22 protein-coding genes and 3 pseudogenes are annotated in these 25,197 nt (G+C 60.9%); 11 read left to right on the top strand and 14 right to left on the bottom strand.

Annotated features, from left to right (window positions below):
- Window positions 1-51: 51 nt before the first annotated feature.
- A complete protein-coding gene (locus V1292_RS22295) occupies window positions 52-288 on the bottom strand; it encodes a hypothetical protein (protein ID WP_334374808.1) in 237 nt (78 codons plus the stop codon).
- Between V1292_RS22295 and V1292_RS22290 the strand changes: the two genes are divergently transcribed.
- Window positions 287-568 (top strand): hypothetical protein, encoded by a 282-nt coding sequence (locus tag V1292_RS22290; RefSeq protein WP_334374807.1) that lies wholly within the window; start codon window positions 287-289, stop codon window positions 566-568. The genes V1292_RS22295 and V1292_RS22290 overlap by 2 nt on opposite strands.
- An 88-nt stretch (window positions 569-656) precedes the next feature.
- Window positions 657-854 carry a hypothetical protein gene (locus tag V1292_RS22285; protein ID WP_247834207.1) on the top strand — a complete coding sequence of 66 codons (198 nt, stop codon included), beginning with the start codon at window positions 657-659 and terminating at the stop codon, window positions 852-854.
- A 324-nt stretch (window positions 855-1,178) separates the two neighbouring features.
- On the opposite strand, the gene V1292_RS22280 is transcribed toward V1292_RS22285, so the two are convergent.
- Both V1292_RS22280 and V1292_RS22275 read right to left on the bottom strand, forming a co-directional pair.
- On the bottom strand, window positions 1,179-2,282 hold the full coding sequence (locus tag V1292_RS22280; RefSeq protein WP_334374806.1) for a glycosyltransferase family 4 protein: 1,104 nt from the start codon (window positions 2,280-2,282) through the stop codon (window positions 1,179-1,181).
- A 30-nt stretch (window positions 2,283-2,312) separates the two neighbouring features.
- Entirely contained in the window at window positions 2,313-3,554 is a 1,242-nt protein-coding gene (locus V1292_RS22275; protein WP_334374805.1) for a glycosyltransferase, read from the bottom strand.
- Window positions 3,555-5,448: 1,894 nt separating this feature from the next.
- Between V1292_RS22275 and V1292_RS22270 the strand changes: the two genes are divergently transcribed.
- Entirely contained in the window at window positions 5,449-5,649 is a 201-nt protein-coding gene (locus tag V1292_RS22270) for a CsbD family protein (RefSeq protein WP_108522348.1), read from the top strand.
- 189 nt (window positions 5,650-5,838) lie between these two features.
- Here V1292_RS22270 and V1292_RS22265 read toward each other — a convergent pair.
- Window positions 5,839-6,020: pseudogene (locus V1292_RS22265) on the bottom strand (DUF3309 family protein).
- On the opposite strand from V1292_RS22265, the pseudogene hemA reads away from it, so the two are divergent.
- Window positions 5,980-6,786, top strand: a pseudogene (hemA, locus tag V1292_RS22260) (5-aminolevulinate synthase); the annotation flags it as partial. The pseudogenes V1292_RS22265 and hemA overlap by 41 nt on opposite strands.
- A gap of 155 nt (window positions 6,787-6,941) precedes the next feature.
- Here the strand turns inward: hemA and V1292_RS22255 are convergent.
- Window positions 6,942-8,855, bottom strand: coding sequence for a putative bifunctional diguanylate cyclase/phosphodiesterase (locus V1292_RS22255; protein WP_334374804.1), 1,914 nt, complete (start codon window positions 8,853-8,855; stop codon window positions 6,942-6,944).
- Window positions 8,856-8,857: 2 nt separating this feature from the next.
- A complete protein-coding gene (locus V1292_RS22250; RefSeq protein ID WP_334374803.1) occupies window positions 8,858-10,288 on the bottom strand; it encodes a sensor histidine kinase in 1,431 nt (476 codons plus the stop codon).
- A 206-nt stretch (window positions 10,289-10,494) separates the two neighbouring features.
- Between V1292_RS22250 and V1292_RS22245 the strand changes: the two genes are divergently transcribed.
- A complete protein-coding gene (locus tag V1292_RS22245; protein WP_334374802.1) occupies window positions 10,495-11,973 on the top strand; it encodes a sensor histidine kinase in 1,479 nt (492 codons plus the stop codon).
- On the top strand, window positions 11,966-12,355 hold the full coding sequence (locus tag V1292_RS22240) for a response regulator (RefSeq protein WP_334374801.1): 390 nt from the start codon (window positions 11,966-11,968) through the stop codon (window positions 12,353-12,355). Before V1292_RS22245 ends, V1292_RS22240 begins: the two co-directional genes overlap by 8 nt.
- A 99-nt stretch (window positions 12,356-12,454) precedes the next feature.
- On the opposite strand, the gene V1292_RS22235 is transcribed toward V1292_RS22240, so the two are convergent.
- On the bottom strand, window positions 12,455-13,336 hold the full coding sequence (locus V1292_RS22235; protein ID WP_442895550.1) for an outer membrane protein: 882 nt from the start codon (window positions 13,334-13,336) through the stop codon (window positions 12,455-12,457).
- A 233-nt stretch (window positions 13,337-13,569) separates the two neighbouring features.
- Between V1292_RS22235 and V1292_RS22230 the strand changes: the two genes are divergently transcribed.
- Entirely contained in the window at window positions 13,570-14,859 is a 1,290-nt protein-coding gene (locus V1292_RS22230) for an aminotransferase class I/II-fold pyridoxal phosphate-dependent enzyme (protein ID WP_334374800.1), read from the top strand.
- Between the two features lie 305 nt (window positions 14,860-15,164).
- Here the strand turns inward: V1292_RS22230 and V1292_RS22225 are convergent, their stop codons facing one another.
- Window positions 15,165-15,686, bottom strand: a complete 522-nt coding sequence (locus tag V1292_RS22225; RefSeq protein ID WP_334374799.1) for a hypothetical protein — start codon at window positions 15,684-15,686, stop codon at window positions 15,165-15,167.
- Window positions 15,687-15,845: 159 nt separating this feature from the next.
- Between V1292_RS22225 and V1292_RS22220 the strand changes: the two genes are divergently transcribed.
- The 3 genes from V1292_RS22220 (at window position 15,846) to V1292_RS22210 (ending at window position 16,869) form a co-directional block, all read left to right on the top strand.
- On the top strand, window positions 15,846-16,103 hold the full coding sequence (locus V1292_RS22220; RefSeq protein WP_334374798.1) for a hypothetical protein: 258 nt from the start codon (window positions 15,846-15,848) through the stop codon (window positions 16,101-16,103).
- A gap of 116 nt (window positions 16,104-16,219) precedes the next feature.
- Window positions 16,220-16,441 carry a hypothetical protein gene (locus tag V1292_RS22215; RefSeq protein WP_334374797.1) on the top strand — a complete coding sequence of 74 codons (222 nt, stop codon included), beginning with the start codon at window positions 16,220-16,222 and terminating at the stop codon, window positions 16,439-16,441.
- Between the two features lie 5 nt (window positions 16,442-16,446).
- The gene (locus tag V1292_RS22210; protein WP_334374796.1) at window positions 16,447-16,869 is read left to right on the top strand and encodes a hypothetical protein; all 423 of its coding nucleotides are present in this window, start codon (window positions 16,447-16,449) and stop codon (window positions 16,867-16,869) included.
- A gap of 36 nt (window positions 16,870-16,905) precedes the next feature.
- On the opposite strand, the pseudogene V1292_RS22205 reads toward V1292_RS22210, so the two are convergent.
- The 4 genes and pseudogenes from V1292_RS22205 to V1292_RS22190 form a co-directional block, all read right to left on the bottom strand.
- A pseudogene (locus V1292_RS22205) lies at window positions 16,906-17,562 on the bottom strand (Ku protein).
- A 160-nt stretch (window positions 17,563-17,722) separates the two neighbouring features.
- Window positions 17,723-19,087, bottom strand: a complete 1,365-nt coding sequence (locus tag V1292_RS22200) for an HlyD family type I secretion periplasmic adaptor subunit (RefSeq protein WP_334374795.1) — start codon at window positions 19,085-19,087, stop codon at window positions 17,723-17,725.
- Window positions 19,088-19,105: 18 nt separating this feature from the next.
- A complete protein-coding gene (locus V1292_RS22195; protein WP_334374794.1) occupies window positions 19,106-20,926 on the bottom strand; it encodes a type I secretion system permease/ATPase in 1,821 nt (606 codons plus the stop codon).
- 10 nt (window positions 20,927-20,936) lie between these two features.
- Window positions 20,937-23,267, bottom strand: coding sequence for a beta strand repeat-containing protein (locus tag V1292_RS22190; RefSeq protein WP_334374793.1), 2,331 nt, complete (start codon window positions 23,265-23,267; stop codon window positions 20,937-20,939).
- Window positions 23,268-23,510: 243 nt separating this feature from the next.
- On the opposite strand from V1292_RS22190, the gene V1292_RS22185 reads away from it, so the two are divergent.
- The gene (locus V1292_RS22185) at window positions 23,511-23,993 is read left to right on the top strand and encodes a hypothetical protein (protein ID WP_334374792.1); all 483 of its coding nucleotides are present in this window, start codon (window positions 23,511-23,513) and stop codon (window positions 23,991-23,993) included.
- Here V1292_RS22185 and V1292_RS22180 read toward each other — a convergent pair.
- Together V1292_RS22180 and V1292_RS22175 are read right to left on the bottom strand one after the other, a co-directional pair.
- A complete protein-coding gene (locus tag V1292_RS22180) occupies window positions 23,936-24,400 on the bottom strand; it encodes a hypothetical protein (RefSeq protein ID WP_334374791.1) in 465 nt (154 codons plus the stop codon). The two genes, V1292_RS22185 and V1292_RS22180, sit on opposite strands and share 58 nt — an antisense overlap.
- 118 nt (window positions 24,401-24,518) lie before the next feature.
- Window positions 24,519-25,169, bottom strand: a complete 651-nt coding sequence (locus tag V1292_RS22175; RefSeq protein WP_334374790.1) for a sigma-70 family RNA polymerase sigma factor — start codon at window positions 25,167-25,169, stop codon at window positions 24,519-24,521.
- Window positions 25,170-25,197: the final 28 nt, after the last annotated feature.

The following is a 25,197-nucleotide window of genomic DNA, read 5'->3' as shown; positions in this document are numbered from 1 at the left end:
TGGACCCAACGCGGACATAGACATGGCACAACGAACCCTCACTGGGACGCGCTACTCGCCGGTGGCGTCGCTATCCAGATGACCGGTAGGTCCGCGACTGAACACGCCATAGTTGCTGGATTTCATGCCATTGCCAGCGGTCGCAGTCGACGCGAGGCCCAGTTTAAGCAACTCGCGAACAGCCGCGGCTCGGGTAGGCATACGATGCTGAAATCTGAAGTCGTCAATCACCGATAGTTCTTCCGGCGAAAGCATGATCTGCAATCGCTCACCACGGAGATCGTTCATGGCCTCCTCCACGCAGAGCATTTTCAGTGTTCAACGCGAAATTAGTAAATTGCTCAATTCACTCAATCAAACCAAGTTCCTTCAACAACCAAAAAATCCAAGAATTGGTAAAAGTACTAATAATATCAATAATTTAGATGTTTACAGTCCCCATTTCGAGGAATACACTTTCCAATACGGTTGCCAAAAATGTCCGGTGCACCTGTGCGATGAATGCCTCAAAGCCCCCAATCTGCCCGAAATGCCACAAGTCCATCGGGCTCACGCTCGTGAAGGTTAAGCGGATCGATTGTGGACCTCTTCGCTCGCGGGACAGCAAGTGGTGATGAGAACGCCGGTCCCGCCTTCCATGGAAATGGAGCAGCGCCATGCAGCGACGCCGTTTTAAACAAATCCTGTCGTTCCCTGATCGACTTGCGCAGGAAGCCGAACGCCTACGCGAAGAAGCCAAGAAAATGCCGCACGGAAAGGAGCGAGAAGAGCTCTTGAGAAAAGCCCGGCAGGCCGACACCGCATTGCGTATAAACGATTGGCTATCGTCTCCGGGGCTAAAGCAACCGGAATAAACAGCGCAGCACCATGCCAGAATATCGCGGCGTGAGTGGATTCCGATGAGCAAAGCCGTCGAAGAGATTTTTGAATTCTATCCTTGAAGATTTTAAAGCCTGCAGACATGCCAAGGAAGAACTCGAAGCCAAGGCGCTGTTTAGGCTTTTGAACTATTGCCCACCACCTGCGGCCAACGTGCCGCTGCGGGAAAAGCCGGCAAATCTGAAGTGAGTGGTTGACGCTCCAACTTTACACATGGTGCAAAGACATGCTGATGGCGGGCCTGATGGGATTGGTCGGGTTGGTGATGGTGATTGCAGTTTCCACCCTCATAAGTCACTTCAACGTACGCGATGTGAGCAAGCGCCAGATGAACCTTTAGACAAGGCGGGCCTGATGCCGGGATGAACTTCGCTCACATCGGGATGAATCAATGTCTTGTAGCGGCGGAGATACTCCTGTGCCATTCGTCTTGCGGTAAACCTTTTCTCGAATTGCATTCGCACCTGACGTCGATCGAGCTCGGAAAGCCTTCCGATCGCTTCAACGGCTTCTGCCTTGTCGGATACGACAAAGCCGGTGATGCCGTCGTTGATGACCTCCGACACCGAGCCGGACTTGAACGCGATGACGGGCGTGCCGCACGCCATGGCCTCGATCATGACGAGGCCGAACGGTTCCGGCCAATCGATCGGAAACAACAGTGCTGCAGCGCCCGCCAGAAACTGCCGCTTCGCTTCATCATTGACCTCCCCGGTGAGCTGGACCTGTTTACCGTCGATCTGCGACTCGAGCTGTTCTTTGAAATAGCCCGTTTCGCCCCGTGGCACTTTTGCAGCGATACGAAGCGGCACCTTGGCAGCGCGCGCGATCCGGATGGCGGCTTCCGGTCCTTTCTCCGCTGTAAGCCGGCCGAGGAAGGCGAGGTAGGAGCCCGCTTCGAAGGACGGCTCGAACAGGTCGGCCGGCAAGCCATGATAAATGGTGCCGATCCAGTTGGCCTCGCTCAAGGGTGCGCGCTGGTTATCCGATATCGAGACGAACGGCGCATCGGGAAAGCAGCGGACCACGTTTGCAAAGCCCGGCAAGTCCATGCGCCCGTGGCAGGTGGTGAGAAACGGCACGCCAAGCCGGCTTAGGAGCGGCAGGTGCAACCAATCAATATGGGCGTGGATGATATCGAACTCCGTCGCGTGCCGCGCCACCGCCTCCAGCAGGGCTGCCTGCGCCACCATCGGATCCGTCCTCGGCCGACCAAGGCGAAGCGCCCGCGGCCAAACGGCATGAAGCTTGGCAGTGGTATTCGAATCCCCGCTGGCAAACAGCGTCACCTCATGCCCAAGGCTCACCAGCTCGTCGACCAGCCACGCCACCACCCGCTCAGTGCCGCCGTAAAGCTTGGGAGGCACGCTTTCGACCAAAGGTGCTACCTGGGCAATTCGCATCGGCTTTCACCATCGAGATGAAACCGACCGTCAGATCACCGGTCGGTCGTAGTTGGACAGCAGGTCGAGCCAATCCTCTAATAGCCGGCTCATCAGAAAGTTCTGTCGGACGCTTTCCTTTGCCCGCAGGCCGACCTGCCTCCGGAGCTCGGGTTCCTTCAGGAGCTGGACCATTCTTGCCGCCGCCTGATCGGGCGTGCTCACCAGAAATCCGTTCCATCCATCCTTGATCTGGCGCCGGATGCCTCCCACGTCGCCGCCGATGATGGCGGCGCCCTTCCACATCGCCTCGGTGACCGTGAGACCAAAACCTTCGCGGAGCGACTTCTGTAGGACGACCGCGGCCGAGCGCTGCAGCGCGTTCACCAGCGTTGGATCATCGACTGCAAGAACAATGATGTCTTCGTCGGCAACGCGCTCGATCGTCTCGAGAATATTGCTGCCTTCCGGATCGTCGGAGGCGTTGTTGCCGACGAGCACCAGCCTACAGTCGATCTGCTCTCTCGCCTTTCGGAAGGCGTCGATCACGCCCATCGGGTCCTTCCATCGATCGAACCTGGAAATCTGGGTCACCAATGGACGATCGGTCGGAATTTTGTAGTTGCTGAGGAATTCCCGTATCTCCCGGTCCGATAGCTCCCGGTTCTTCGCAGAGAACGGATCGATCGCCGGGGTGACGAACTGCTGGTCGACCTGAAGATCCTGGCCGTATTCCGGTAGCGAGAAGATGGCTGCTTTATACTGCTCGATGAATTTGCGCAGATAAGTCCATACCTGGGCGTGCGGCGACGAAAGGTCGACGTGACATTGCCAGAACCAGGGCATCTCCAGGTCGGGAAAATGCGTGATCAGCGGCAGAGGTTGCGGATCGTGCACGACGATCGCGTCGCAATCCTCAAGATGCAGCCGCGTGGCGTTTTCGAATACGACCCGTTCGTAGATCGTCTTTTCAGCGTCCGAAAAGTCGACGCTCTCGCCTTGCAGCGTATTGTGAAGCTTCTTCGTGCAGCCAAAGAAGCCCGGCGTTCCCTGAATCAAATGCCAGTCGGTTTCGATGCCCGTTGCGTTCATCATCAGGGTGAGCGGCGTGAGCAGTTCGGTGACGCCTCCGCCATAGAACGTCGAACTGACATGGGCGACGCGCATCGTGCGCATCCGCTCGGCCTTGGCGGCTATGCGCTCGACTGTCGCACTGCCGATCAGCGGTTCGTACTGTTCGAGCGTATGAAGCCCGAGGGTGGATCGTTGAACGGCGGAGCTGAGCATAGACATCGAAGGGTCGCCCTTAAAGTTCTCGAGCGCGGGAGCGCGGCCTCGTCGGGGTTTTACAAACTCCGCAAACTTGCAACGGCACAGAAAAGTTGATCAGCGCCCCTCCAGGACGCTTCTTCCAGTTTTTCCCATGCAATAAGTCCGAAAGCGCCAAGAAAGTTTCTCCGGCTGAAGGTCGGTCGAGAAGTTGAACTAAATGAACATTTGTTCATCGTGCTTATTGGACGAGTAATGGAGTTGCTCGAAACGTATTGATCCGAGTCGCCTGATACTTTGGCGCTTTCAGCTACTGTGGCGACTGAGCTGTGACCCGACCAAATCGAGCTCCGCCGTGGGGTGCATTGCCGTTCGGCGAAACAATGCGCGTGCTCAAATGCGATTGGGTGCGACTTGATCGAAGCCATTGCCACCGCGCTTCCGAATTGGACGGCGAGAACGAGCAGAAGAGGAGAGGATTTTCCCGCAGCCATCGACGGGCAAGTCCTTTAGCTAAATTCTGCGGGCTACCCTGAACGTTTGTTTTCAGTCGATCCCGGAGCGTGCGAGCGCCGCCCCGACAGGTTCCAACGTGCGAAATCTGTTGCCGTCGAACTCGGACGCTCCGGGAAAAATGGGAAACTCCAAGGACAACGCTAGTTGCTGTCAAATCGGACGTGCCGATTTCCGGCATCCGGCTTTCCGACTTGACTCGCTGCATGGCACGCGGCAGTGGGCCAAGATGCGCCCGGCGATGCCGCAGCACGCCGAGGGTTCCCAGTGGTCACACTTGTTGGAGTTGGAGGATGGTCGATGAAGTTCTTCGAAAGGCGGTCGACACGGCTTGGACCGTCTATCTGGCGACGCATCGCGATGTCGACGTTGCGGACGGTCGACGATGCCTACTGGAGCGCCATTTGCAAGGGAGGATGGAAGCCAGCCAAAGCGAGACTGAAGAACTCACGTGTTCTGGACTCGCCTATCTTGACCGGCTTCCCAGGGACGAATGATAAGGCGGATAGAATTGCTGCTCGGACAGATAGCAGCAGGAAGCGCGAGACCGGATTGGACATTGCTCGCCCTTTCGTCGCTGCTATCAGCGACGCTGGTCTTGGCGATGCAATCCATTAGTAGGTGAGCCTTCGCTCGCGAGTTGCCGTACGAATCTAGGCGGCTCACCGGCTTCATCGTCTCGCGCGATTGGATAGAAGAAAGTGCGCCAACGTTTCGAAGAGTTCTTCTCAGCGCACCGGATGGCGCGAGCGTACCGGCCGCTCGTGCAAGCGTGTGAGTGAGGATCGTCCCCTGCGGGGAAATCCGACCCCGGGCAGAACGTTCGAAATGCATTGGCTATTTATCTGCGCCCGACCAGAACACCGACCAAGAACGCTATAGTAACTGCGTGTAGGGGCGCTTCTTGAGCCCAACGCGCCAAGCGGTCGAGAGGCGCACCTGGGTGCCGGCCTGCTTCGACGGCATCGGCGACGGACCGAGTGGTTTCCTTGACCGTCTGGGTAGCCGCCTGAACAGCTTCCTTGGCCTGGTCGAGCTTGTTTGGGCCATCGATATCTTCGCCTATCATCTGAGTTCTCCACGGCAACGCGGAAGATCGACGCCTGGAACGGAGAATCGTTCCCAGACGCCTGTTCGCACTGCAGGACGAAATATTTGAGAAGATTGAGCGGTCCGCCACAGCGTCGTTCCGCCCGCTGCGCATATAGGGGCTGGATGTACTCGCGCGCGCTAGTTCGGAGTTCTGAAAGCTCTGTGCTGAATTCAAGGCTTCTTTTCGTCCGCCCTAAACTGTTCTTCACCGGACGCACCCATTTCCCGATTGCACGCCACACCGCGGCTGCGACGAGTAGGAACGAGACGCTGCTCTAAGCGTTGCGGATTCACGTAAGCCGGAGGATACATCATGGACTGGAACCGAATCGAAGGGAATTGGAACGAGGTCAAGGGCAAGGTCAAACAGAACTGGGCCAAACTGACGGACGATGACCTGACCGCCATCAACGGCCGGCGCGATGAGCTCGAAGGTCGGCTGCAAAAGCGCTACGGCTACGCCAAGGATCAAGCCCGTAAGGACGTTGATGATTGGTTTTCGACATTGCCCTGAACCTCACGTTTAGAACAAACGCAAACTCGCTCGGTGTCCTTAAACCGCCTTGCCCCTCTGCGAGGCGGTTTTTGCTGCGACCGGATTTGGCAGGCGAACAAAATAGGCGCCAGGAACGACGGCAACGGTCCTCGATGGTCCCTAGCCCTGACAAAACCTGTCCGGCAAAAACAGCTTGGCCGAAACGATTCAGATTCTGCCCAGCAGAATCAAAATCAGCAGGATAACACGAGGCCCAGTCCACCACCGCCGTAGTAGCCGGTCCCATAAAATGGGCCGCCGCCAATGCCGCTAAAGCCACCCAACAAAGCAATCACCAAAATAATCAGGATGATCGAGGGCGTGCGCCAGTCCGGGACGGAAAAGCATATCTGGCGCCACAACGATCTCGGACACCTCGAAGAGCTGCTCAAACGGGCCGATCCCCAACGGCCGAAGCTGGTTGTGTTCGAGAGCCTCTATTCCATGGATGGTGACGTCGCACCCATCAACGGCATTTGCGATCTTGCGCAGCGGTACAATGCGATGACCTATTGCGATGAGGTGCATGCGGTTGGCCTGTACGGTTCGCACGGCGGTGGCATCACAGAACGCGAGGGCGCAGCGCACCGCGTCGATGTCATCGAGGGTACGCTTGCCAAGGCGTTCGGCTGTCTGGGCGGATACATTGCGGGCGATGCCGCGCTGATCGATGCAGTGCGTTCCTACGCACCCGGCTTCATTTTCACCACAGCCCTTCCGCCGCCGATTTGTGCCGCTGCAACCACGGCAATTCGCCACCTCAAAAGCTCCAACTGGGAGCGCGAGCAGCATCAGCGCCGCGTAGCGCGCACGAAGGCAGTACTTAGGGCGGCCGGGCTCCCGGTCATGCCGAGCGAGACGCACATCATACCCGTCCTCGTCGGCGATCCAGAGCACTGCAAGGACGCAAGCGACCTCCTGCTCACCGAGCATAGAATCTATATCCAGCCAATCAACTACCCGACCGTGCCGCGCGGTACGGAGCGGCTGCGCATCACGCCTTCGCCCCATCACGACGGCGACATGATCGAAGCGCTCGTCAAGGCGCTGATCGATGTCTGGGAGCGGCTAGACCTGCCGCGCGAGGACCGGGCGCTCGCGCAGATGAGCGCGTAGCGATGCTCCAAGCCGAGACGACGACCGAGCAAGACGGACCGAAGCAGCTGCCAAGGTGCCGTCACCGACCTGGATGAAGGCGCAAGTTTGCCACGTTGAGGACCAATCGCGACTGGAGTTCGAGACGGCGTCATGTAGCCGTGGAAACACACACTTCAAGAATCGGAAGCTGGCGCTCTACCGGCTTTAAGCTGCTCCAGCAATCCTGGCACTTCAGCCGGTGGCACCGGTTTACTGAGCAGGTATCCCTGAACTTCGATACAGCCCTCCCGGCTCAGGCAATGCATTTGCTCTTCCGTCTCGACTCCCTCTGCGGTTGTCGTCATGCCGAAGCTCACACCGAGCCCGGCGATCGCTCGAACGATGGCTAGGCTTCCCTCGTCGATGAGCACGTCCCGGACGAAGGATTGATCGATCTTGATCTTGTCGAAAGGGAAACTGCGCAGATAACCGATGCTGGAATAGCCCGTGCCAAAATCATCCATCGAGATCCGCACGCCCAGCGAGCGCAGATGGTTCAATATCCCGATGTTTCTGTCGGATTTCTCGAGCAAGACCGACTCCGTGATCTCCAGCTCGAGGCGGTTCGCTGGCAGTCCCGATGAAGCGAGCGCGCTCATGACGGTTGAAACAAGGTTCCCCTTGGCGAACTGCAAAGGAGACAGATTGACCGAGAGGTTGATTTCGTCCGGCCAGTGAACCGCCTCCATGCATGCTTGTCTCAACGCCCATTCGCCCAGCGGCAGGATCAGGCCCATCTCCTCGGCGACCGGAATGAATTCCGACGGCGCCACCGAGCCGCGCTCGGGGTGATGCCAGCGCATCAACGCTTCAAAGGCGGCTACCTTCCTGCTTTGCAGGTTAACCAGCGGTTGATAGAACAGGCTGAAGTCGCCGTGGGCCAACGCGTTGCGCATATCCCGCTCCAGCGACCGCCTGGTCTGGACAGCGGCATCCATCTTCGGATCGAACATGCGAAAAGTGCCGCGGCCGCCGGACTTCGCGCTGTACATCGCGAGATCTGCACATTTGAGGGCGGCTTCCGCGTTCATTTCGCCCGGCTGCAGAATCGCGATTCCGACGCTCGCGCCCACAGTTACATCGTGCCCTTCGATGGTCTGCGGATGTGCCGCAACCTCGATGATCCGCTCCGCAAGCGTGATCGACGACGATGGTTGGACACTTGATACCTGCAGGATCGCGAACTCGTCGCCGCCAAGTCGCGCAATGCGATCCGTCGGCGGCAGCAGGTCGCGAAGCTTGGCGGCAAGGGACTTCAGAAGCAAATCGCCGACCGAGTGGCCGCCGGTGTCGTTGACCGCCTTGAACCCATCGAGGTCCACGAACAGAACGGCAAGCGGATGCGGTGTCACCGATTCGTCTGTAAGCGCCTCCTCGAGCTGTTCCTTGAACAGCAGCCGATTGCCGAGCCCGGTCAGCGAATCATGATAAGCGAGGTACTGGGATTGCGCCTGCAGTTCCTCGCGGTCTGCGATCTCTTCCTTGAGCCTTTGATTGGCGTCGGCGAGGCGCTTTGTGCGCTCTTCCACGCGCGCCTCCAATGCCTCGTTCGTCCGGCGAAGCTGGTCATTCGCAACCTCCACCTGCTGCTCCGCGCGTCTGCGGCTGATCTGCGTATTCACCCGCGCCAATGCGACCGCAAAATCCACCGGCTTCGTGACGTAGTCATTGGCGCCGCACTCGAGGGCATCGACGATGTTGGCGCTTTCCGACTTGGCGGTAACCATGATGACGGGAAGTGCGGACGACGATTTTCGACCGCGGATCCGTTTCAGGGTTTCTATTCCGTCAATTCCAGGCATCATGACATCGAGAAGGACGAGGTCGAACGCCTCCTTCTCGATGAGTTCAATGGCGGCCAGCCCCGATTCCGCCTCCGTGACGGCAAAGCCGCGCCGTTCGAAGCGCCGCGAAAGGATCGCGCGATTGTCGCTGATGTCGTCGACGATCAGCAAGTGTGGACGCACCTCAGCATTACTGTCGGTGGTGCTCGACTCCTGTGACGCAAAGTCCTCGAGACGCGTCACTTTCGTGCTTTGGATGGACATCGTTACACCGCCGATGGACTGACAGCCGCAAACGCGGGCATGATGGATGGTTCGTCGGCCGGCCGCTGCTCGGTCATCCAGGCCAGCACGCGTATCGTGAAGCAGGATCCCCGCCCCGGCTCGCTGGTTGCCGAGATGCCTCCGCCCATCAAGGCACAGAGTTTCTGGCTCAGCGCAAGACCGAGGCCCGTTCCGCCATACTTGCTAGATGTCGTCTGGTTGGCCTGACCAAAATTCTGGAAGAGTCGTCCGATTTCGGACTCGCTGATGCCTATTCCGGTATCCTGCACCTGGATCTCGATCCAGTCGCCCGCCTGATGCTTGCGGCGCTGCGCGGACAGGATGATGGTGCCCCCTTCCGTGAACTTCGCCGCATTGCTCAACAGATTGAGCGCGGCTTGCCGCAGCTTCGTCTGGTCCGTGGACACGATGCCCAGGTTGGACGGACACCTGACGACGAGCTTGTTCTTCTTTTCGGCTACCGCGGGTTGAACCGTGGCGACAACCTCGCGAACCATGTCATTCAGATTGAACTGTTCGATCTTAAGTTCGATATGGTTTGACTCGATCTTGGACAGATCAAGGACATCGGTCACCAGCGACAGCAGATGTTTTCCTGCGGAATTGATCCGTTCGAGGTCTGGCTTCCTTCGGCTGTTCTTGCCCTCGAATTCCACGCCCTCGAGCAAGATCTCGCTGAAGCCGATCACCGCGTTCAGCGGCGTACGAAGCTCGTGGCTCATCTTCGCCAGGAAGATCGACTTCGCGCGGTTTGCCTCATCGGCCATGTCCTTGGCTTCGCGCAGGCGCACCGCCGTCTCCCGATGCCTTACGGCCTCGCGCTCGAGCTCGGACCCGACCGTGATCATGTTGGCGTAATAGATCGCCATCCACGACATGTAGATCGTGGCCGACAGGATCGAGATCCACCCGACCATCGAAAGCTGCTCGTGCGACAGAAGCGTCGGAAAGTCCCACAGCAGGTAGGCGAGAACGAAGCCAAGAATGTTGAAGGTGAACAGGCCAACGATGAGGATCGGGCGTTGCGAAATATAGAAGAAGCCGAGCAGCAGGCTGACGAGCAACCACGGGAGAAATGGCGAACTGACTCCGCCGTAGAAATAGGCGCCGAACAGCGAGGTGAAAGCAAGCAGCTCGACGGAAATCAGCGCCGAGAGCTGCAGATTGCCGCTCGCCCTGTAGACGAACGGAAGCGTCCAGAACAGCCAGATGCAGACGATTACGGTCCAGCAGGCAGCGCCCCGGTGCGGGTCGCTGAGATAGAGAAACAGACTGATGGACTGTGAAAGCAGCGGCCCGAACAGGTGTGTGAATATGAAGTTCTGCGCGAGTCCCCGATCGGAGCGCTCGAGCTTTGACCGTGTCGGAATAAACCAATCGATAAGCCTAACGACTTCTTGCAAAAAGGGCATGTCGCCACCCGTCAATTCAAATTGGGCGCAGGCTAGCCCTCGGCCCTTTAAAATTCGGTTTAGCCAGGAAGTCTGGCCGATTAACGGGGTTTTAATTGAGCTCTGAAAAGGTTAGCTGCCGGAAATTGCATATTTCTGCTTGCACGAGCGCAAGCACGACGGACCGGAATATCGGAAAACCAACTCGCAGAAGCTGGCTCAGTTTCATGAAAGACAAATTTGCAAGGGCGATTGCTGCCCTCGACAAGCTGGTCAACTACTTCATTCCGCCCAGCATCGCCGCCGATCGCGATACGCGAAACCGTGCTCACGTGTTTCTCGTCAGTCACATCCTGGGTCCCTTCATCGGAAACGTCGTTCCGATTTCGATCTATCTGCTTGACCCCGCGCCGGGATATGACGTGGCAGTGCTCGCGGCGTCGATCACGTTGTTCTGGGTATTTCCGTTCATCCTGCGCGCCGGCGCGACCTACGACACGCTCGCGCTGGTCTCGATCGAAAACCTGATCTTCTGTATCCTCTGGAGCTGCTTCTTCTATGGCGGCGTGACGTCTCCCACGCTCGCCTGGGTGCTCGTCATACCGTTGCTCGCTTTCTTCTATCTGGGCTCCTCGAGCAAGCTACGACTGATCGTCATGATCATGTTCGCAGTCAACGTCGCGATCTTCAGCTTCTTCTATTTCCATGCATTCGAAGTCAACAGCAAACTGCCAGTTGCTGCGATGCAGGGGCTCGGGCTCGTCTCGACGACGGCAGCGTCGATCTATGTGGCGATGATGGCGCTCTACTACGCGAAGATCCAGGCATCGCAGAGCGAGCTTGAAAGCGAGATGCGCCAGCACATGGCAACGGCGTCGGCGCTGCGCGCGGCTACCGAGGAAGCCGAGCGCGCGGGAGCCGCGAAATCGGAATTTCTGGCCAAGATGAGTCACGAGTTGCGCACGCCGCTCAACGCGGTGATCGGTTACAGCCAGATGCTGCTCGAAGACGCCGAACTCGACGACGATCGCGAGGGCATTGCTGACCTGACCAAGATCCACATGGCTGGGCAACACCTCTTGAAGCTCGTCAACGAGGTGCTCGATCTTTCGAAGATCGAAGCCGGCAAGATGGAGCTGCACTTGGAAGAGACGGATTTCTGCGCCTTGTTCCGCGAGATCGCTGAGAAGGCGATGACCTCGGTCGAGGCAAGCGGGAACGAGTTCGCCTGCTCGATCTCCCCCGATCTCGGGACCGCGCTCTGCGATGCCGGCAAGTTTCGCAACATCGTCGGACAATTGACCGATAACGCCACGAAATTCACCCACAACGGGAAGGTGGAGATTGCCGCACGACGCCTGAAGAGCGCGGCGGGAGATCAACTCGTCGTTGACGTTGTGGACACGGGAATCGGCATCGCGCCGGATCAAATGGCGAAACTGTTCGAGAAATTCACCGTCGCCGACGACTCCAGCACCAGCAAGTATGGCGGTACGGGGCTTGGGCTGGCGCTCAGCCAAAGGCTCTGCAAGTTGATGAGCGGCGAAATCACCGTGGAAAGTGAACCCGGGAAAGGCAGCCGCTTCACGGTCAGCATACCGCTCGTCGAAGGCCGGCGAAAGACCGATCGTTACGCCGCGGCGACGCTCGTCCCCGACCTCACCGACACGGCTCTGCCTGCGTCAGCCGGGATTGCCAATGCATAGGATTCTGCTGGTCGAAGACAACGAGATGAACCGGGACATGCTTACGCGCCGTCTCGAGCGCAACGGCTTCTCTGTCTGCTGTGCCTGTGACGGTCCAACGGGCGTGAACATGGCAGCGAGCGAATTGCCCGATCTGATCCTGATGGATGTGGCGCTCGGCGAAATGGACGGTTGGGAAGCAACACAGCGGATCAAGGCCAATCCGGCGACATCCGCCATTCCGATCATTGCGCTGACCGCCCATGCGCTCGCCAGCGATCGCGACAAGAGCGTCGAAGTCGGCTGCTCCGATTTTGATACGAAGCCCGTCGACCTGCAGCGGCTGCTGGGCAAGATGCGGTCGCATCTGCCTTCGGTCGCTCGTCAGAGTCCGGCCGCCTAGGCTCACGCTCAAAAAGCGTTCTGCCGAGCGGCTTACATTGCCCATAAAGAAAGGCGGGCTTTCGGCCCGCCTTTCTTTATGCGTCGAACTTCAGCGCTGTCAGTATTTCGCGACCACCGGGCCGCCAAACCTGTAGTTCACACGGGCCGTGACGAGATCAACATCTTGACGGGTGGCCACCGTGCCGGCGTAAGCGCCAGCCGGGCTGGTAAAGTCAAACGTACGGTCCTGCATGAACAGATGATCGTACTCCACAGCGACCGACCAGTTCGAAGCGAAGCCGAATTCAAGGCCGACGCCTACTACGGCTCCCCATCGCGTGTCGTTCGCAGCGCCGAGAACGGTGCCGGTCGCGTTGTCGGTGTAGCGAAAGCGGCTATCGGTGACGGCGCCGCCGCCCTTGACGTAGAACAGTGTATTTTGGACGGCCCAGCCGATCTGGCCGGTGAACAGGCCGAACGCTTCGATCCGTGACCGGTTGGTCGTGGTCGGGAACGGCGGGCTGATCTTGCTGCCGTTGAGGTCAGCCCAGTTACCCTGCGCTTCCAGACCAAAGACCGCGGCGCCTGCCTGCCAGCGATAACCGATTTGACCGCCGGCTACCCCGCCTGTCGCATCGTGGCAGCCTTCGGGGCCGAGCAGCGCAGGGGGTACCGGCGTGGGCGGAACAAGATCCCAGCAGTTGCGACTTGAGCCCCAGCCGCCGTTCGCGCCGATATAAAAGCCGGTCCATGAGAATACCGGAACAGGCTGGATGGGCGGGGCCGCCTTCACAGGCAGTCTCAAATCCGCAGCGAATGCGGGCGCGGAGAGCGCATTCACAACCATCACTGCCGCCGCGACCCGGCTTGAAATTTTGCGGAATGGCTGGCCTTTCGGGACGCCAATCATGGATTCCTCACTTGCTCCAGATGTATCGGAACGTGAGGGACACATTGCGCCATTATGGTTAACGCCGTCTTTACGCGCACGGCGCCGCAAGGCTTTTCCCGACCCGTTTTGGCGTTTCGACCCGACTTTCTGTGAAGCGCTTAAGGTGGAGACAACCACACACGCATTTTTCCGAAAAACGTCGGAAAATCTCCCAATATCCAACCAGGAATTAATCTCGTCCCGGGCATCCTACGCTCTCGGCAGAACAAAAAAATTTGGGTTACGGGATGGCTTCAAACGATTCATACGCTGGCGTTGCGCCGGCCGCATTGATGGGCAGCATGAGGGACTTCCGCGTCCCCGGTGGCTCGGACCTTTTGGGACGCACCGAAGGTTTCTTCCGCTGGCAGGATCTGCGCCGGCATCGCGGGCTCTGGCCCTTCTCTCGTGCCACGGAGGACGGCCCCAAGACCGTTTGCTCGGCCCAGGATGACCGGGGCAACAGGATGCTCGGCGTCAACTTTGCTTCGCAGGACTATCTCAGCCTGGCATCGCATCCGGCCATCAAGGCAACGGCCATCGAGACTATCGAGCGCTGCGGGGTACATAGCGCAGGTTCTCCTGCGCTCGTAGGCAACACGTCGTACTCGGTTGCACTCGAACGCAAGATCGCCGAGTTTCTTGCGATGGACCATGTGGTGCTGTACCCGACGGGTTGGGCCGCGGGCTTCGGCGTCGTGAAGGGTCTCGTCAGGTCGGCCGACCATATCGTGATGGACATGCTGGCACACTCCTGCCTGCAGGAAGGCGCTCACGCCGCAACCCAAAACCTTCATCTGTTCCGGCATCTGGACAACGATTATTGCCGGAATATCCTCGCCAAAATCCGGGCCAAGGACAACGAGAACGGAATCCTCGTGATCACCGAGGGGTTGTTCTCGATGGACTCGGACACGCCCGATCTTGCTGCCCTGCAGGCGCTTTGCCACGAATTCAATGCGACGCTCGTCGTCGACGTCGCACATGATCTTGGTTGTCTCGGCGAGGACGGCCGCGGCCACATCGGCCTGCAGAACATGCTCGGCAAGGTCGACCTTGTGATGGGGAGCTTTTCCAAGACTTTTGCGTCAAACGGCGGGTTTGTCGCCTGCAAGAGCCGAGCGGTGCAGGAATATCTGCGCTTTTACAGCGCGCCTGCCACTTTCTCCAATGCCCTCTCGCCGGCGCAGGCGGCGACGGTCCTCAAAGCGTTCGAGATCATCGGGTCCGCCGAGGGGGATGCGCTACGGCGCAAGATGCTAGCCAACGTCCTGTCGTTGCGACGCGAGTTGAAGCAGGCGGGCCTCGACTATTACGGCGACCCGTCAGCAATCGTTTGCGTCAAAATGGGCTCGGAAGGCCTTGCACGTCTCGTTTCCAGACGCCTGATCGAACTCGGATTGGTCGCCAACCTCGTAGAGTTTCCCGCCGTTCCCAAGGGTGCAGCCCGAATTCGCATGCAGGTGATGGCCAACCACTCCGAGGAAAACATCGCCGACGCTGCGCGAATGCTGACCATTGCAAAGACGGCAGCGGAACTGGAATTCGACGAGCTGCGGCGGATCAAACACGCAAAGAGCGTCGCAGCTTGACACGCGACTCGCGGTCAGGTCGGTCGTCAGGAGCAGATCCGACAGGTTCGCGCGGCGCAGAATAGGCGCTCGTACCCCGACTCGGACCTGCAGCGCGACCCCTCTTGCGTCGGGTACTCGGTGAAAAGCGGACATGTTTACCGCCCGCCGCTAGATTTTCTTTGATCTACCCGTGCACACGCGGCTTTCTAACTACTTGGGGAAATTTAAGCCACCTACAGCAATCGAAAGCTAAAATGATCCGTGAGTCCGTTTGTTTCCTTGACGGACCTGTATTGGTGAAAGCAGCCGCCTCGAATTGAGACCTAACCCGACCCTTCGGTCTCCGAGCCGGCGCGACGGCGGTTTGGCACTTCGTTCAATAACCCGGCAAGTCGCAAGCCTTCCAGAATTCCGTCCAGCCGCTGCTCACGGATCATCGCGGCAACCATCGAAACGCCGTCCAGCTGTTGGATCGTGAAATGTACGTCGGGCAATTGCTCAGACATCGCCTCGAAGAATGTCTGCGGATTTGTGACGTGATCCCGGAGCGCGTACGCAGCGTCCTGCGCAAGGTAAGTCGCGAGGTCGCCGTCGGTCATCCCACCGAAATTGAAGTCATAGTGGGTACGGTCCTTTATCGATCGCCGAATCAGCTCGCTCTGCTGCTTTGCCTCCATGAAAAGCAAGAACACCGCATCCGGCAGATTTTCGCGCGGCACTTTCTTCAAGTCCGCGATCCTAGCGTAAATAGTCTTGCCGGCACGCTTGTTCCGCTCGTATCGCGCCTGAGCCTCCTCGGCGTCATGCTCGCGTAGTCTCTTCTCTCGTCGCGTTTTTCCAAACATCCTTGCGTCCTCCGGCCCGCGATATAGGTCGGTTCTCGCACCATAAGAAAGATTAAAATCACAGCGAGCGTGAAGGGCTCCGCTGGATGCAGGACCGTACCGTAGCCGGGATTGACAGTGGACCTAACACGCGGGCTGGGCCTCGTGCACCGGGAACACGTGGACAAGCAGCACGATCCCGCGATCCGGACGCTACGCGGTCGGGCGATCTCCGTCTTCCAGGAGGCTGGCGCCATCTGCGAATGCGAAGAGCACGGCTGGATGCAAGATCGCGGCGATCCGCACGCCCGGCAGCGTGCCTTCGACATCGCCCGAAAGGAACCACCGTGCGGCCTCTCTCCGGAGCAAGCGGTCCCAGAGGTTCGGGACATGCTGGACTCGATGGGCGATACCTGCCCGGAGTGCCCGCCGGACTGAGTGCGGGCCGCGCGAGCTGGGTCTTCCGATTGAGGTGTTCTTCTATTGAAAGTCCGTCAGGTCGGTCCGATACTGGGTGGGGTCCTTTGGCTATCATCAATCCGAGGAGAACGATCATGGCGATTCAGATCGTGATGGACCGCACCGGCGACAGCCGTCACCCTTTCAACCCCGACGACGTCCAGGGCGTGGCGAAGGCGGAGCAGCGGTTCAATGAGCTGACGAAGGCCGGCTTCACCGCCGCGGTCCGGACGAGTTCCGGTCAGACCTCGCAGATCCGAATGTTCGACCCCACTGCGGAACAAACCCTCTTCTTCCCCAGGTTGGTCGGCGGTTAGTCGCTATGGTTGGCTTTCGACCGTTGCCGCCGGGCGCCCGCTCCCGCCTGAGAGCGACGCGAAGCCTTTTCATCAGGCACGGCGCCGAGGGCACGCCGGAGGGCCGGTCGCTGAGGCTATTGCAAAAATGGCTGTCGCCGAGCCAGCGGGAGCAGTTCGGCAGAAGGGGCTACTTTGAGGTCGTCGGAAGCGACAGCGGAAAGCGGTACAAGATCCACGCCGGGGCCTCGGTGAACGTGTGCGAGATCGACGAAAGAGGTTGCCTGCAGGAGGGGTTGTGTTTCATGCCGATCGGCGCGCTGCCGATCGGAGATGTCATGCTCGCCCAGAAAATCGCGCTGGAGACCTACGAGGACAAGGCCCGCGCCGTGGCCCGCAGGTTCACTCCGAACGGCTTCCATTTCAGACAAACCCGACCTCTCGGCTGACGCCGCGGACTTCATCGCGGCTGCGGCGGAGCCGTTCTATGCCGAATTCCGCTGCGGCTTCGACGTCGTCTTCTTTGCGGCGTTCTCCTTCGCCGGCTTCTCACCGGAGACCGCGAGCAAACATCTCCTTCTGTCCGGCGGCCGCTTTCCCCGCCTTCTTCGTGGCGTTCGAGAGCTGCTCCTTGCCAACGCTCCGGCGCAGCGCCTCCATCAGGTCGACGACGTTGCCGGCGGCGGGACGCTCCTTCGGAGTGTTTGGCTTGCCGGCGCGCTTCTGGTTGATGAGGTCGATCAGGGCTGTTTCGTACTGATCCTCGAACTTCTCGGGTTCGAACCGGCCTGCCTTCTGGTTCACGATGTGCTTGGCGAGATCGAGCATGTCCTTGGTAACTTTGACGTACTGGATCACTGCGGTCGACAAACTCGTCGATCTCGATCGTGCGGGTGGATTCCAGTGCAACGTTTTCGAGCTCCTCCTTCAAGACCTCGATGAAAGTGTCTTTGTCGAGCGCGTAACCCTTGACGATGTCCTCGTTGGAGACTTCCTCGGCGTCTACCCTCAGGTACTTGATGCGGTGGCCAGTCTTCCGGTTAAGCTGGTTGAACGAGATCATTCTCGCTCTCGGAGGTGGCCGGGTACAGCGCGACCGGTGCGGCGCGCTTCCAACACCTGACCGGACATCTGCGTTCCATCCCCCTGATCGTTCCTTGAGCGGATTCATTTTCGGTTGATCCGCAAGCCAATAGCAGAAGCATTGGACACGCAAGATTACGCATCGCACCAATCGCTCGAACGCCGTTAATCACGGATACTCGTGGGTGCTCGGAATTGACGACCAGATTGCTCGTCCATTCAGGTTTCGCGGAAAGCGCGGGAGAAACTGTCGAAGACCGGCTTCATCATGTACTCGAAAAACGTACGCTCTCCGGTCTTGATGTAAACGTCGGCGGGCATCCCAGGCGTCGGGATAAATTCAGGCATACGCCTGAGAATATCTTCTTGGTCCAGGCCCACCCGAACGATGTAGAAGTCCCGACGCGTGTTACTGTCGGGGCGCGTTTCGGCCTTCACCTGTACCTGCTCCGACAAGGCGTCCGCCGACACGTAGATGACGCTCGCCCCGACCATGGGCGTGATACGCTGGTTGAGCGCCGGCAGCCGCACCAGCGCCTCCTGACCTACGCTAACATGCGAAATGTCCTTGGGATTCACATGCGCCTCGATGATGCGCTCTTCGCCTATCGGTAGGAGCTCAAGGATCACGGCGCCAGGAGAGACGACGCCGCCCGGCGTATGGAAGTTCTTCTTCACCACGATGCCACGGACCGGCGAACGGACATCGACCCGGTCGACCACGTCCCGGGCGGCGCGAATCTGCTCCTCGACGTCGTCCAGCTCCGCCTCGGTCTCGCGCAGCTCCTTGATCGCATCCCGGAGCGCAGTCGAGTGGAGCTGGGCTATTCTTTCGTTCGCCTGAGCGATCCGCTCCTTCGAATCGGCGATGCGGCCGAGATACTCGCCGAGTTCTCCCCCGAGACTCGCCTCGGATCGTCGCAGCGCCAGCACATCCGACTTGCGGACCAACTGCTGGCCAAGGAGCGAATTCTTGTCCTTCAGCTCTTCGGCGAACAGGGCAATACGCTGTTTGGTGGACTGCACTTGCGCCTGATATCCGCGAATGCTTTCCTCCAGCCCGGCGATTTGCTTCAGGAGTACGCTTTCCTGGGTCACGAGACTAGCCCGGCGTGCCCACAGTTCGGCACGTTGCCGCTCAAGAATCGCTTGGGTTTCCGGATCACGTGCGCTTTCGCTGAATGCGGCCGGAGTTTCGATAGTCTCTGAAGAGCTCATTTCGGCTTCGAGACGCGCCTTCATGGCGAGCAGTCGATATTTCTTCAAAACCAACCGCCTCAGCTTGGCGTTGACAGCGGTGTCGTCCATGCGAACCAGTACCTGGTTCGCCTCGACGACATCACCGTCCTTGGCCGCAATCTCGCGGATGATGCCGCCCTCGAAGTGCTGGATCAGCTTGTTCTGTCCGGTGGCTACGAACGTGCCCGGGGCGACGACCGCACTGTTCAGTGGAGCGACTCCAGCCCAAACACCGAAACAACCGAGCCAAACGACCAGCATCGCGAGGCCGGTGAAGATGGGCCACTTGGCGCTCTGCGGAACGCTGCGGTACCACTCGCCGATGCTCTCCTTTTCCGCTCTCATGCCGTCCTCCCGCGCTGGTCACCGGCCCGAGGATTCGATGCGTCGCGGCTGCTCTGGGTTGTCTCCGCCGGCCCCGCCGGCCGACCGAACCAGGCGATGCAGCACGTCGGTCGGAGATCCAAATGCTTCCGCGTGTCCGGCCCGCAGGATGAGCACTTTGTCCACGCTGTTCAGCAGCGCCGGGCGCAGGGTTACGACCACTGCGGTCACCCCGCGCTTCTTGGCGCGTTGCAGGGTCTCGGTCAGGGCCTGCTCGCCCGCTGCGTCGAGATTCGAGTTGGGCTCGTCGAGCACGACAAGGCATGGATTACCGAAGAACGCCCGCGCGAGCGCGATGCGCTGCTTCTGTCCTCCGGAGAGCGGCCCGCCGCCGCGGTCGAGCGCGGTCTCGTATCCTTGCCGCAGCTGACAGACCATGTCGTGGATGCCCGAGAACATCGCCGCCTCATAGATGCTCGCGTCGGGCAGGTCGTCGCGCATACGGCAGATGTTCTGCTTGATGGTTCCCGGAAATAGCTCGACCTCTTGGGGCAGGTAGCCGGTATATTCCCCGAATTGGCGGCGATCCCAGTTGCGCAGCTCCGTTCCGTCCAGCCTGACCTTACCGGCGGTAGGCGTCAGACAGCCCACCAGAATGCGCGCAAGGGTCGACTTGCCCGATCCGGACGGTCCGACAATGGCCAGAGACTCTCCGGGCGCGAGCTCCAGCGAGACACCATTGAGCACCGGCTCCTTCGAGCCTGGCGGCAGGTACAGGACGCGATCCACGGCCAGGCGCCCTTGCGGTTTGGGCAGGCGCAGCTTCGGCGTCTCGCGCTGGAATGACTCGACCGCCTGCTTGACGCTCGCATAGGCCGATCGCGCCTGAACGCAGCTGCGCCATCCCTCGATCAAGCCCTCAAGCGGCTGCAGGGCGCGGCCGGCAATGATCGCGGCCGCGATCATCATGCCGCCGGTGATCTCGGCATTGAGGGCCAGATAGGCGCCCGTACCGAGGATCGTGATCTGGGCCACGAGCCGGACGAACTTCGATGCACCGCTGATCCAGAAATTCCGGTCGAGCGCCTGGCTCTGCACCGTCAGAGCCGGCGCCTGCCGGCGACCCCAATGGAGAATGCTCTCGCTCAGCATTCCCATCGCATTGATCACCTGCGAATTTCGCGCCAGCGACTCGGCCGCCGCATCGGCCTCGGCGGCATGCAGGCCTGCCTGGCCCAGACGTTCCGAAGTCGCTTTTTGGTTGATCAGTGCAATCAGCGCGAGGGCCAAGCCAGCCACGACGGCGATCCAGCCGAGATCTCGGTGAACGAGGAATATGACTCCAAAGTAGAGAGGCGAGAGCGGCGCGTCCATCAGCAGAAGCATGACGGGGCTCGAGATGAATCCGCGCACCTGGTGAAGGCTGCGGACCGCATGGATGGTCCCGCCCTCGCCGGCTCTGGCGTTGTTGATGCTGCTCGCCAGCACTGCGGCGCCAAGCAAGGCCTCCATCTTGGTCGCAAGACGCCCCAGCACCTGCCGACGCAGAATGTCGACGATAGAGAGGATGCCGATGAACGCCAGCGCGAGAGCCGAGAGCATCAGTAGGGTTTCGAGGCTGCGGCTCGTCAGCACGCGGTCGGATATCTGGAACAGGTACATCGGCATCGTGAGCATCAGCAGATTCACGACGACCGAAAATGCCGCGACCGCGATCAGGTTCGTGCGCGCGACCGAACGCCAGGCGGCCAGCGGGTTGACAGGTCCAAGATGATCGCGAGCCTCTCCGCCGGGTACGACGCGAAGCTGATCCGCAGAATGGCTGCGCGGCGGATTGCTCAGTGTCTCGGCGGCCGCCATGTTCGCCCCGCTATAGGATGGCATGTTCAGGGTGATCTGTTGGATGACTCGTATCCACAATGTCAGGAGGCGGCGGCCCAGTTTCATGAGCCGATGCGGCGTCGGCCGAAGACTCGGTATCCTGCGGGGGATCGCTGCTCAGGTTAACGCCGTAATCAGTGTACTCGGTTCCGGTGTACAGAGCATTTTCTGATGGCGGTGGCGCGTCGTTCAAGGCGATCACGTCGCCTGTGGTGTCATCCACCGGTCCCGCATCCGCAAGAGCGTCGCTGGCCGCGTTCCCGGTGTCGGCCGGATCGGACACGTCGCTGGTCGGATCGTTCAGGGCGGCAGCCGTTGTCGTGGGCGCCGGCTCGGTGGTGTCATTCACCGGCGCCGCACTCGCAAGAGCGTCGCTGGCCGCGGTCCCGGTGTCGGCCGGACCGGACACGTCGCTGGTCGGATCGCTCAGGGCGGCAGTTGTTGTGGTCGGCACTGGCTCGGTCGTCTCATCGACCGGCGCCGCATCCGCAAGAGCGTCGCTGGCCGCATTTCCGGTGTCGGCCGGACCGGACACGTCGCTGGTCGGATCGCTCAGGGCGGCAGCCGCTGTGGTGGGCACGGGCTCGGTCGTCTCATCGACCGGCGCCGCATCCGCAAGAGCGTCGCTGGCCGCGTTCCCGGTGTCGGCCGGATCGGCCACGTCGCTGGTCGGATCGCTCAGGGCGGCAGCCGTTGTGGTGAGCACCGGCTCGGTCGTCTCATCGACCGGCGCTGCGCTCGCAAGAGCGTCGCTAGCCATATTGCCCGGTTGCGCCACGTCACCGGTCACCGGCGCGATCGTGTCGCCGACGTCATTGGTCGGCGTACCCGCAGTGTCGGTCACCGTCGCGAGCACCGGCTGCACCGCCGCCTCGACCGGCGCGATCGTCCCGACGTCATCGGTCGGCGTACCCGCAGTGTCGGTCACCGTCGCGAGCACCGGCTGCACCGCCGCCTCGACCGGCGCGATCGTGCCGCCGACGTCATCGGTCGGCGTGCCCACGGTGTCGGTCACCGTTGTGAGCACCGGCTGCACCGCCGCCTCGACCGGCGCGATCGTGCCGCCGACGTCATCGGTCGGCGTGCCCACGGTGTCGGTCACCGTTGTGAGCACCGGCTGCACCGCCGCCTCGACCGGCGCGATCGTGCCGCCCACGTCGTTGGTCAGCGTACCCACGGTGTCGGTCACGGTCGCGAGCACCGGCTGTACCGCCGCCTCGACCGGCGCGATCGTCCCGACGTCATCGGTCGGCGTACCCGCAGTGTCGGTCACCGTCGCGAGCACCGGCTGTACCGCCGCCTCGACCGGCGCGATCGTCCCGACGTCATCGGTCGGCGTACCCGCAGTGTCGGTCACCGTTGCGAACACCGGCTGCACCGCCGCCTCGACCGGCGCGATCGTGCCGCCGACGTCATCGGTCGGCGTACCCGCAGTGTCGGTCACCGTTGCGAGCACCGGCTGCACCGCCGCCTCGACCGGCGCGATCGTGCCGCCGACGTCATCGGTCGGCGTACCCGCAGTGTCGGTCACCGTTGCGAGCACCGGCTGCACCGCCGCCTCGACCGGCGCGATCGTGTCGCCGACGTCGTCGGTCGGCGTACCCGCAGTGTCGCTCACCGTCGCGAGCACCGGCTGCACCGCCGCCTCGACCGGCGCGATCGTGTCGCCGACGTCATCGGTCGGCGTACCCGCAGTGTCGGTCACCGTTGCGAGCACCGGCTGCACCGCCGCCTCGACCGGCGCGATCGTGTCGCCGACGTCATCGGTCGGCGTACCCGCAGTGTCGGTCACCGTCGCGAGCACCGGCTGCACCGCCGCCTCGACCGGCGCGATCGTGTCGCCGACGTCATCGGTCGGCGTACCCGCAGTGTCGGTCACCGTTGCGAGCACCGGCTGCACCGCCGCCTCGACCGGCGCGATCGTGTCGCCGACGTCATCGGTCGGCGTACCCGCAGTGTCGGTCACCGTCGCGAGCACCGGCTGCACCGCCGCCTCGACCGGCGCGATCGTGCCGCCGACGTCATCGGTCGGCGTACCCGCAGTGTCGGTCACCGTTGCGAGCACCGGCTGCACCGCCGCCTCGACCGGCGCAATCGTGTCGCCCACGTCGTTGGTTAGCGTGCTTACGGTGTCGGTCGCGGTCGCGAGCACCGGCTGCGCCTCGACCGGCGCAATCGTGCCGCCCACGTCATGGGTCAGCGTGCTTACGGTGTCGGTCACCGTTGCGAGCACCGGCGGCGCCTCGACCGGCGCGATCCCTCCCACCACGTCATTGCTGAGACTGCCGACAGCTCCAAGCAGGGGAGCGAAGCCGATCATCGACGGGCTGATCGACGGGCTGAAAGAGTAGCACGTTGGACTGAACGGATTCGAGCGTTGACCCACCCTGCATTTGAGTGCCTCCGAGGTGGGAATCCGCTGATAGCGGGTTGACGGAACTATCTTCGATTGAGGTGTGAGCGTTATGATGGCGGGACTCGGCATCATCGCCGCCTCCGCCGCTCCCGCCCCCTCGGCGGCGACAGCTTCGCTGCGGGCGGCGCTCGGCTTGAGCGCATCGTCATGCGGCTGCGCCAAAAGCCCGGTCGGATCGAACCGGGCCGCACGCGCCTCCGACGACGCGGCGGGCCTTTTGGCCGTCTCATCCTCTGCGCTGCCCGTTTTCGAGGGATCAATGGCCGGCGGATGGTCATTCGCCGCCTGCGGCGCGGCGCCTGCCTGAGCCGTTTTCGCGTCCTCCTGCTCGGCCGCCGCGGATTTGAACATGGCGACAAGAAACTCTTCGCAGGCAATCAGCGCGGCGCTGAAGAAGGACCAAGTCAAGAAATTGAAAGAGCCGGATCGCTTGTCCGCACGCTGCACCCCGGCTTCGAAGATTTTCCGCTCTTGTTCGAACAGTTCGCGTTCTTCTACTTGGTTCATGACCGCCGCCTTTTTTCTCAGAAACTACTCTCGCGCATTCCGTGCCAGGCGGGCCTTGCGGCGCATCAGGCGTCCGTGCCGTGCGACACGTCCGCCGGCATGTGGAACTCTCCGTCGAAGTGATCCGCGGGGCCCATCTGGCCGATGGCGTATTCGAGCGCGTCGTCGGACGACATCGAAGCGAGCGCAGCCTGCATGTCACTCGAATGATCCGGGCCATGCGAGCCTAAATCGCCATGTGAGAAGTCGAACTTGGCCAACGCTTCACCCGGGTTACGATAGGTGTCGCCCTCGGACGGCTTGGGGTCGCAATAGTCCTTCTGCGGCTGGCAGTCGTCGTTCTTGGCGTCCTTCCAGCCACCATCGTGCTTGGAGTAGTCGTCGCGACCGTTGTGATCGTCATTCCACTTGACGTGCTCGCCGTTGCCGCTGTCGTCGAGCGTGGTTGGCTTGTATTCCTCGCGTGTGACGTCGGTTTCCGGAATCTTTGCCAGTCCGAGAATGCTCGTAACCCAGCTCAGGATAGACATGGTTTCGCTCCTAACTTCGCGGTTGCGACGGGCCCATGCCTGCTCCGGATCCCGGCACCCTCACCCTACTGTCGTCGACGCGCCCCGATGGATGCAGCGCGCAAAACAAATTCATGCCTCATTCGAGCTGCCGGCGCATGGCCACCAGCTCTCTCCGGATCCACGCCTTGACCGTTCCGACCGGAACCTGGAGGTATTCGGCGATCTCCTCATGCGTACGCCCGTCGATGATCGCCAGAAGCAGGCTCGCGCGGTGCTTTGGCTCGAGTTGATCGAGCATGGTCCGGAGCGTCATGCTGTCCGGGATGCGAGAAGCGGGGTTCGGTAGCGTCCGTTCCCGCTCGCAGATGGCGTTCAGGGTGTGGTCCTCGAGCGCGAGTTCCCGCCTGGCGTTCTTCTGCATCCTGAGTGCTGTGTGGCGGACGATCGCGTAGATCCAGCCGCGCGCGGATCCGCGTGCAGGGTCGAAGTCTTTGGCACATCGGAGAATCTGCGCGAATGCATCGTGGATGACGTCCTCCGCACGCGACCTATCGTGGACGATCCGGTGCGCCACCGCGCGTAGCTGGTCCTTCTCCCGGGCGTAGATCTTGCCGACGGCAGACTGCGATCCGGCGGCGCACTCGATTAGCGCCGTCTCGTAATTGAGAGCCGTCTCGCAATTGAGATAGGTATCATCCTGCGCTGCGCCGGAGCGAGACTCTGCCTTTGTGAACTCGGCTCCGTGATGGGGCATAATCGAAGTCACCCCTTCGTAACGCAGACGCAACTATTCCCGTCCAGCGAATATTGCTGGC

Origin of the sequence: Bradyrhizobium sp. AZCC 1719 (assembly GCF_036924525.1) — a bacterium.
GTDB lineage: Bacteria > Pseudomonadota > Alphaproteobacteria > Rhizobiales > Xanthobacteraceae > Bradyrhizobium.
This window is presented reverse-complemented; position numbering and strand designations above follow the sequence as displayed.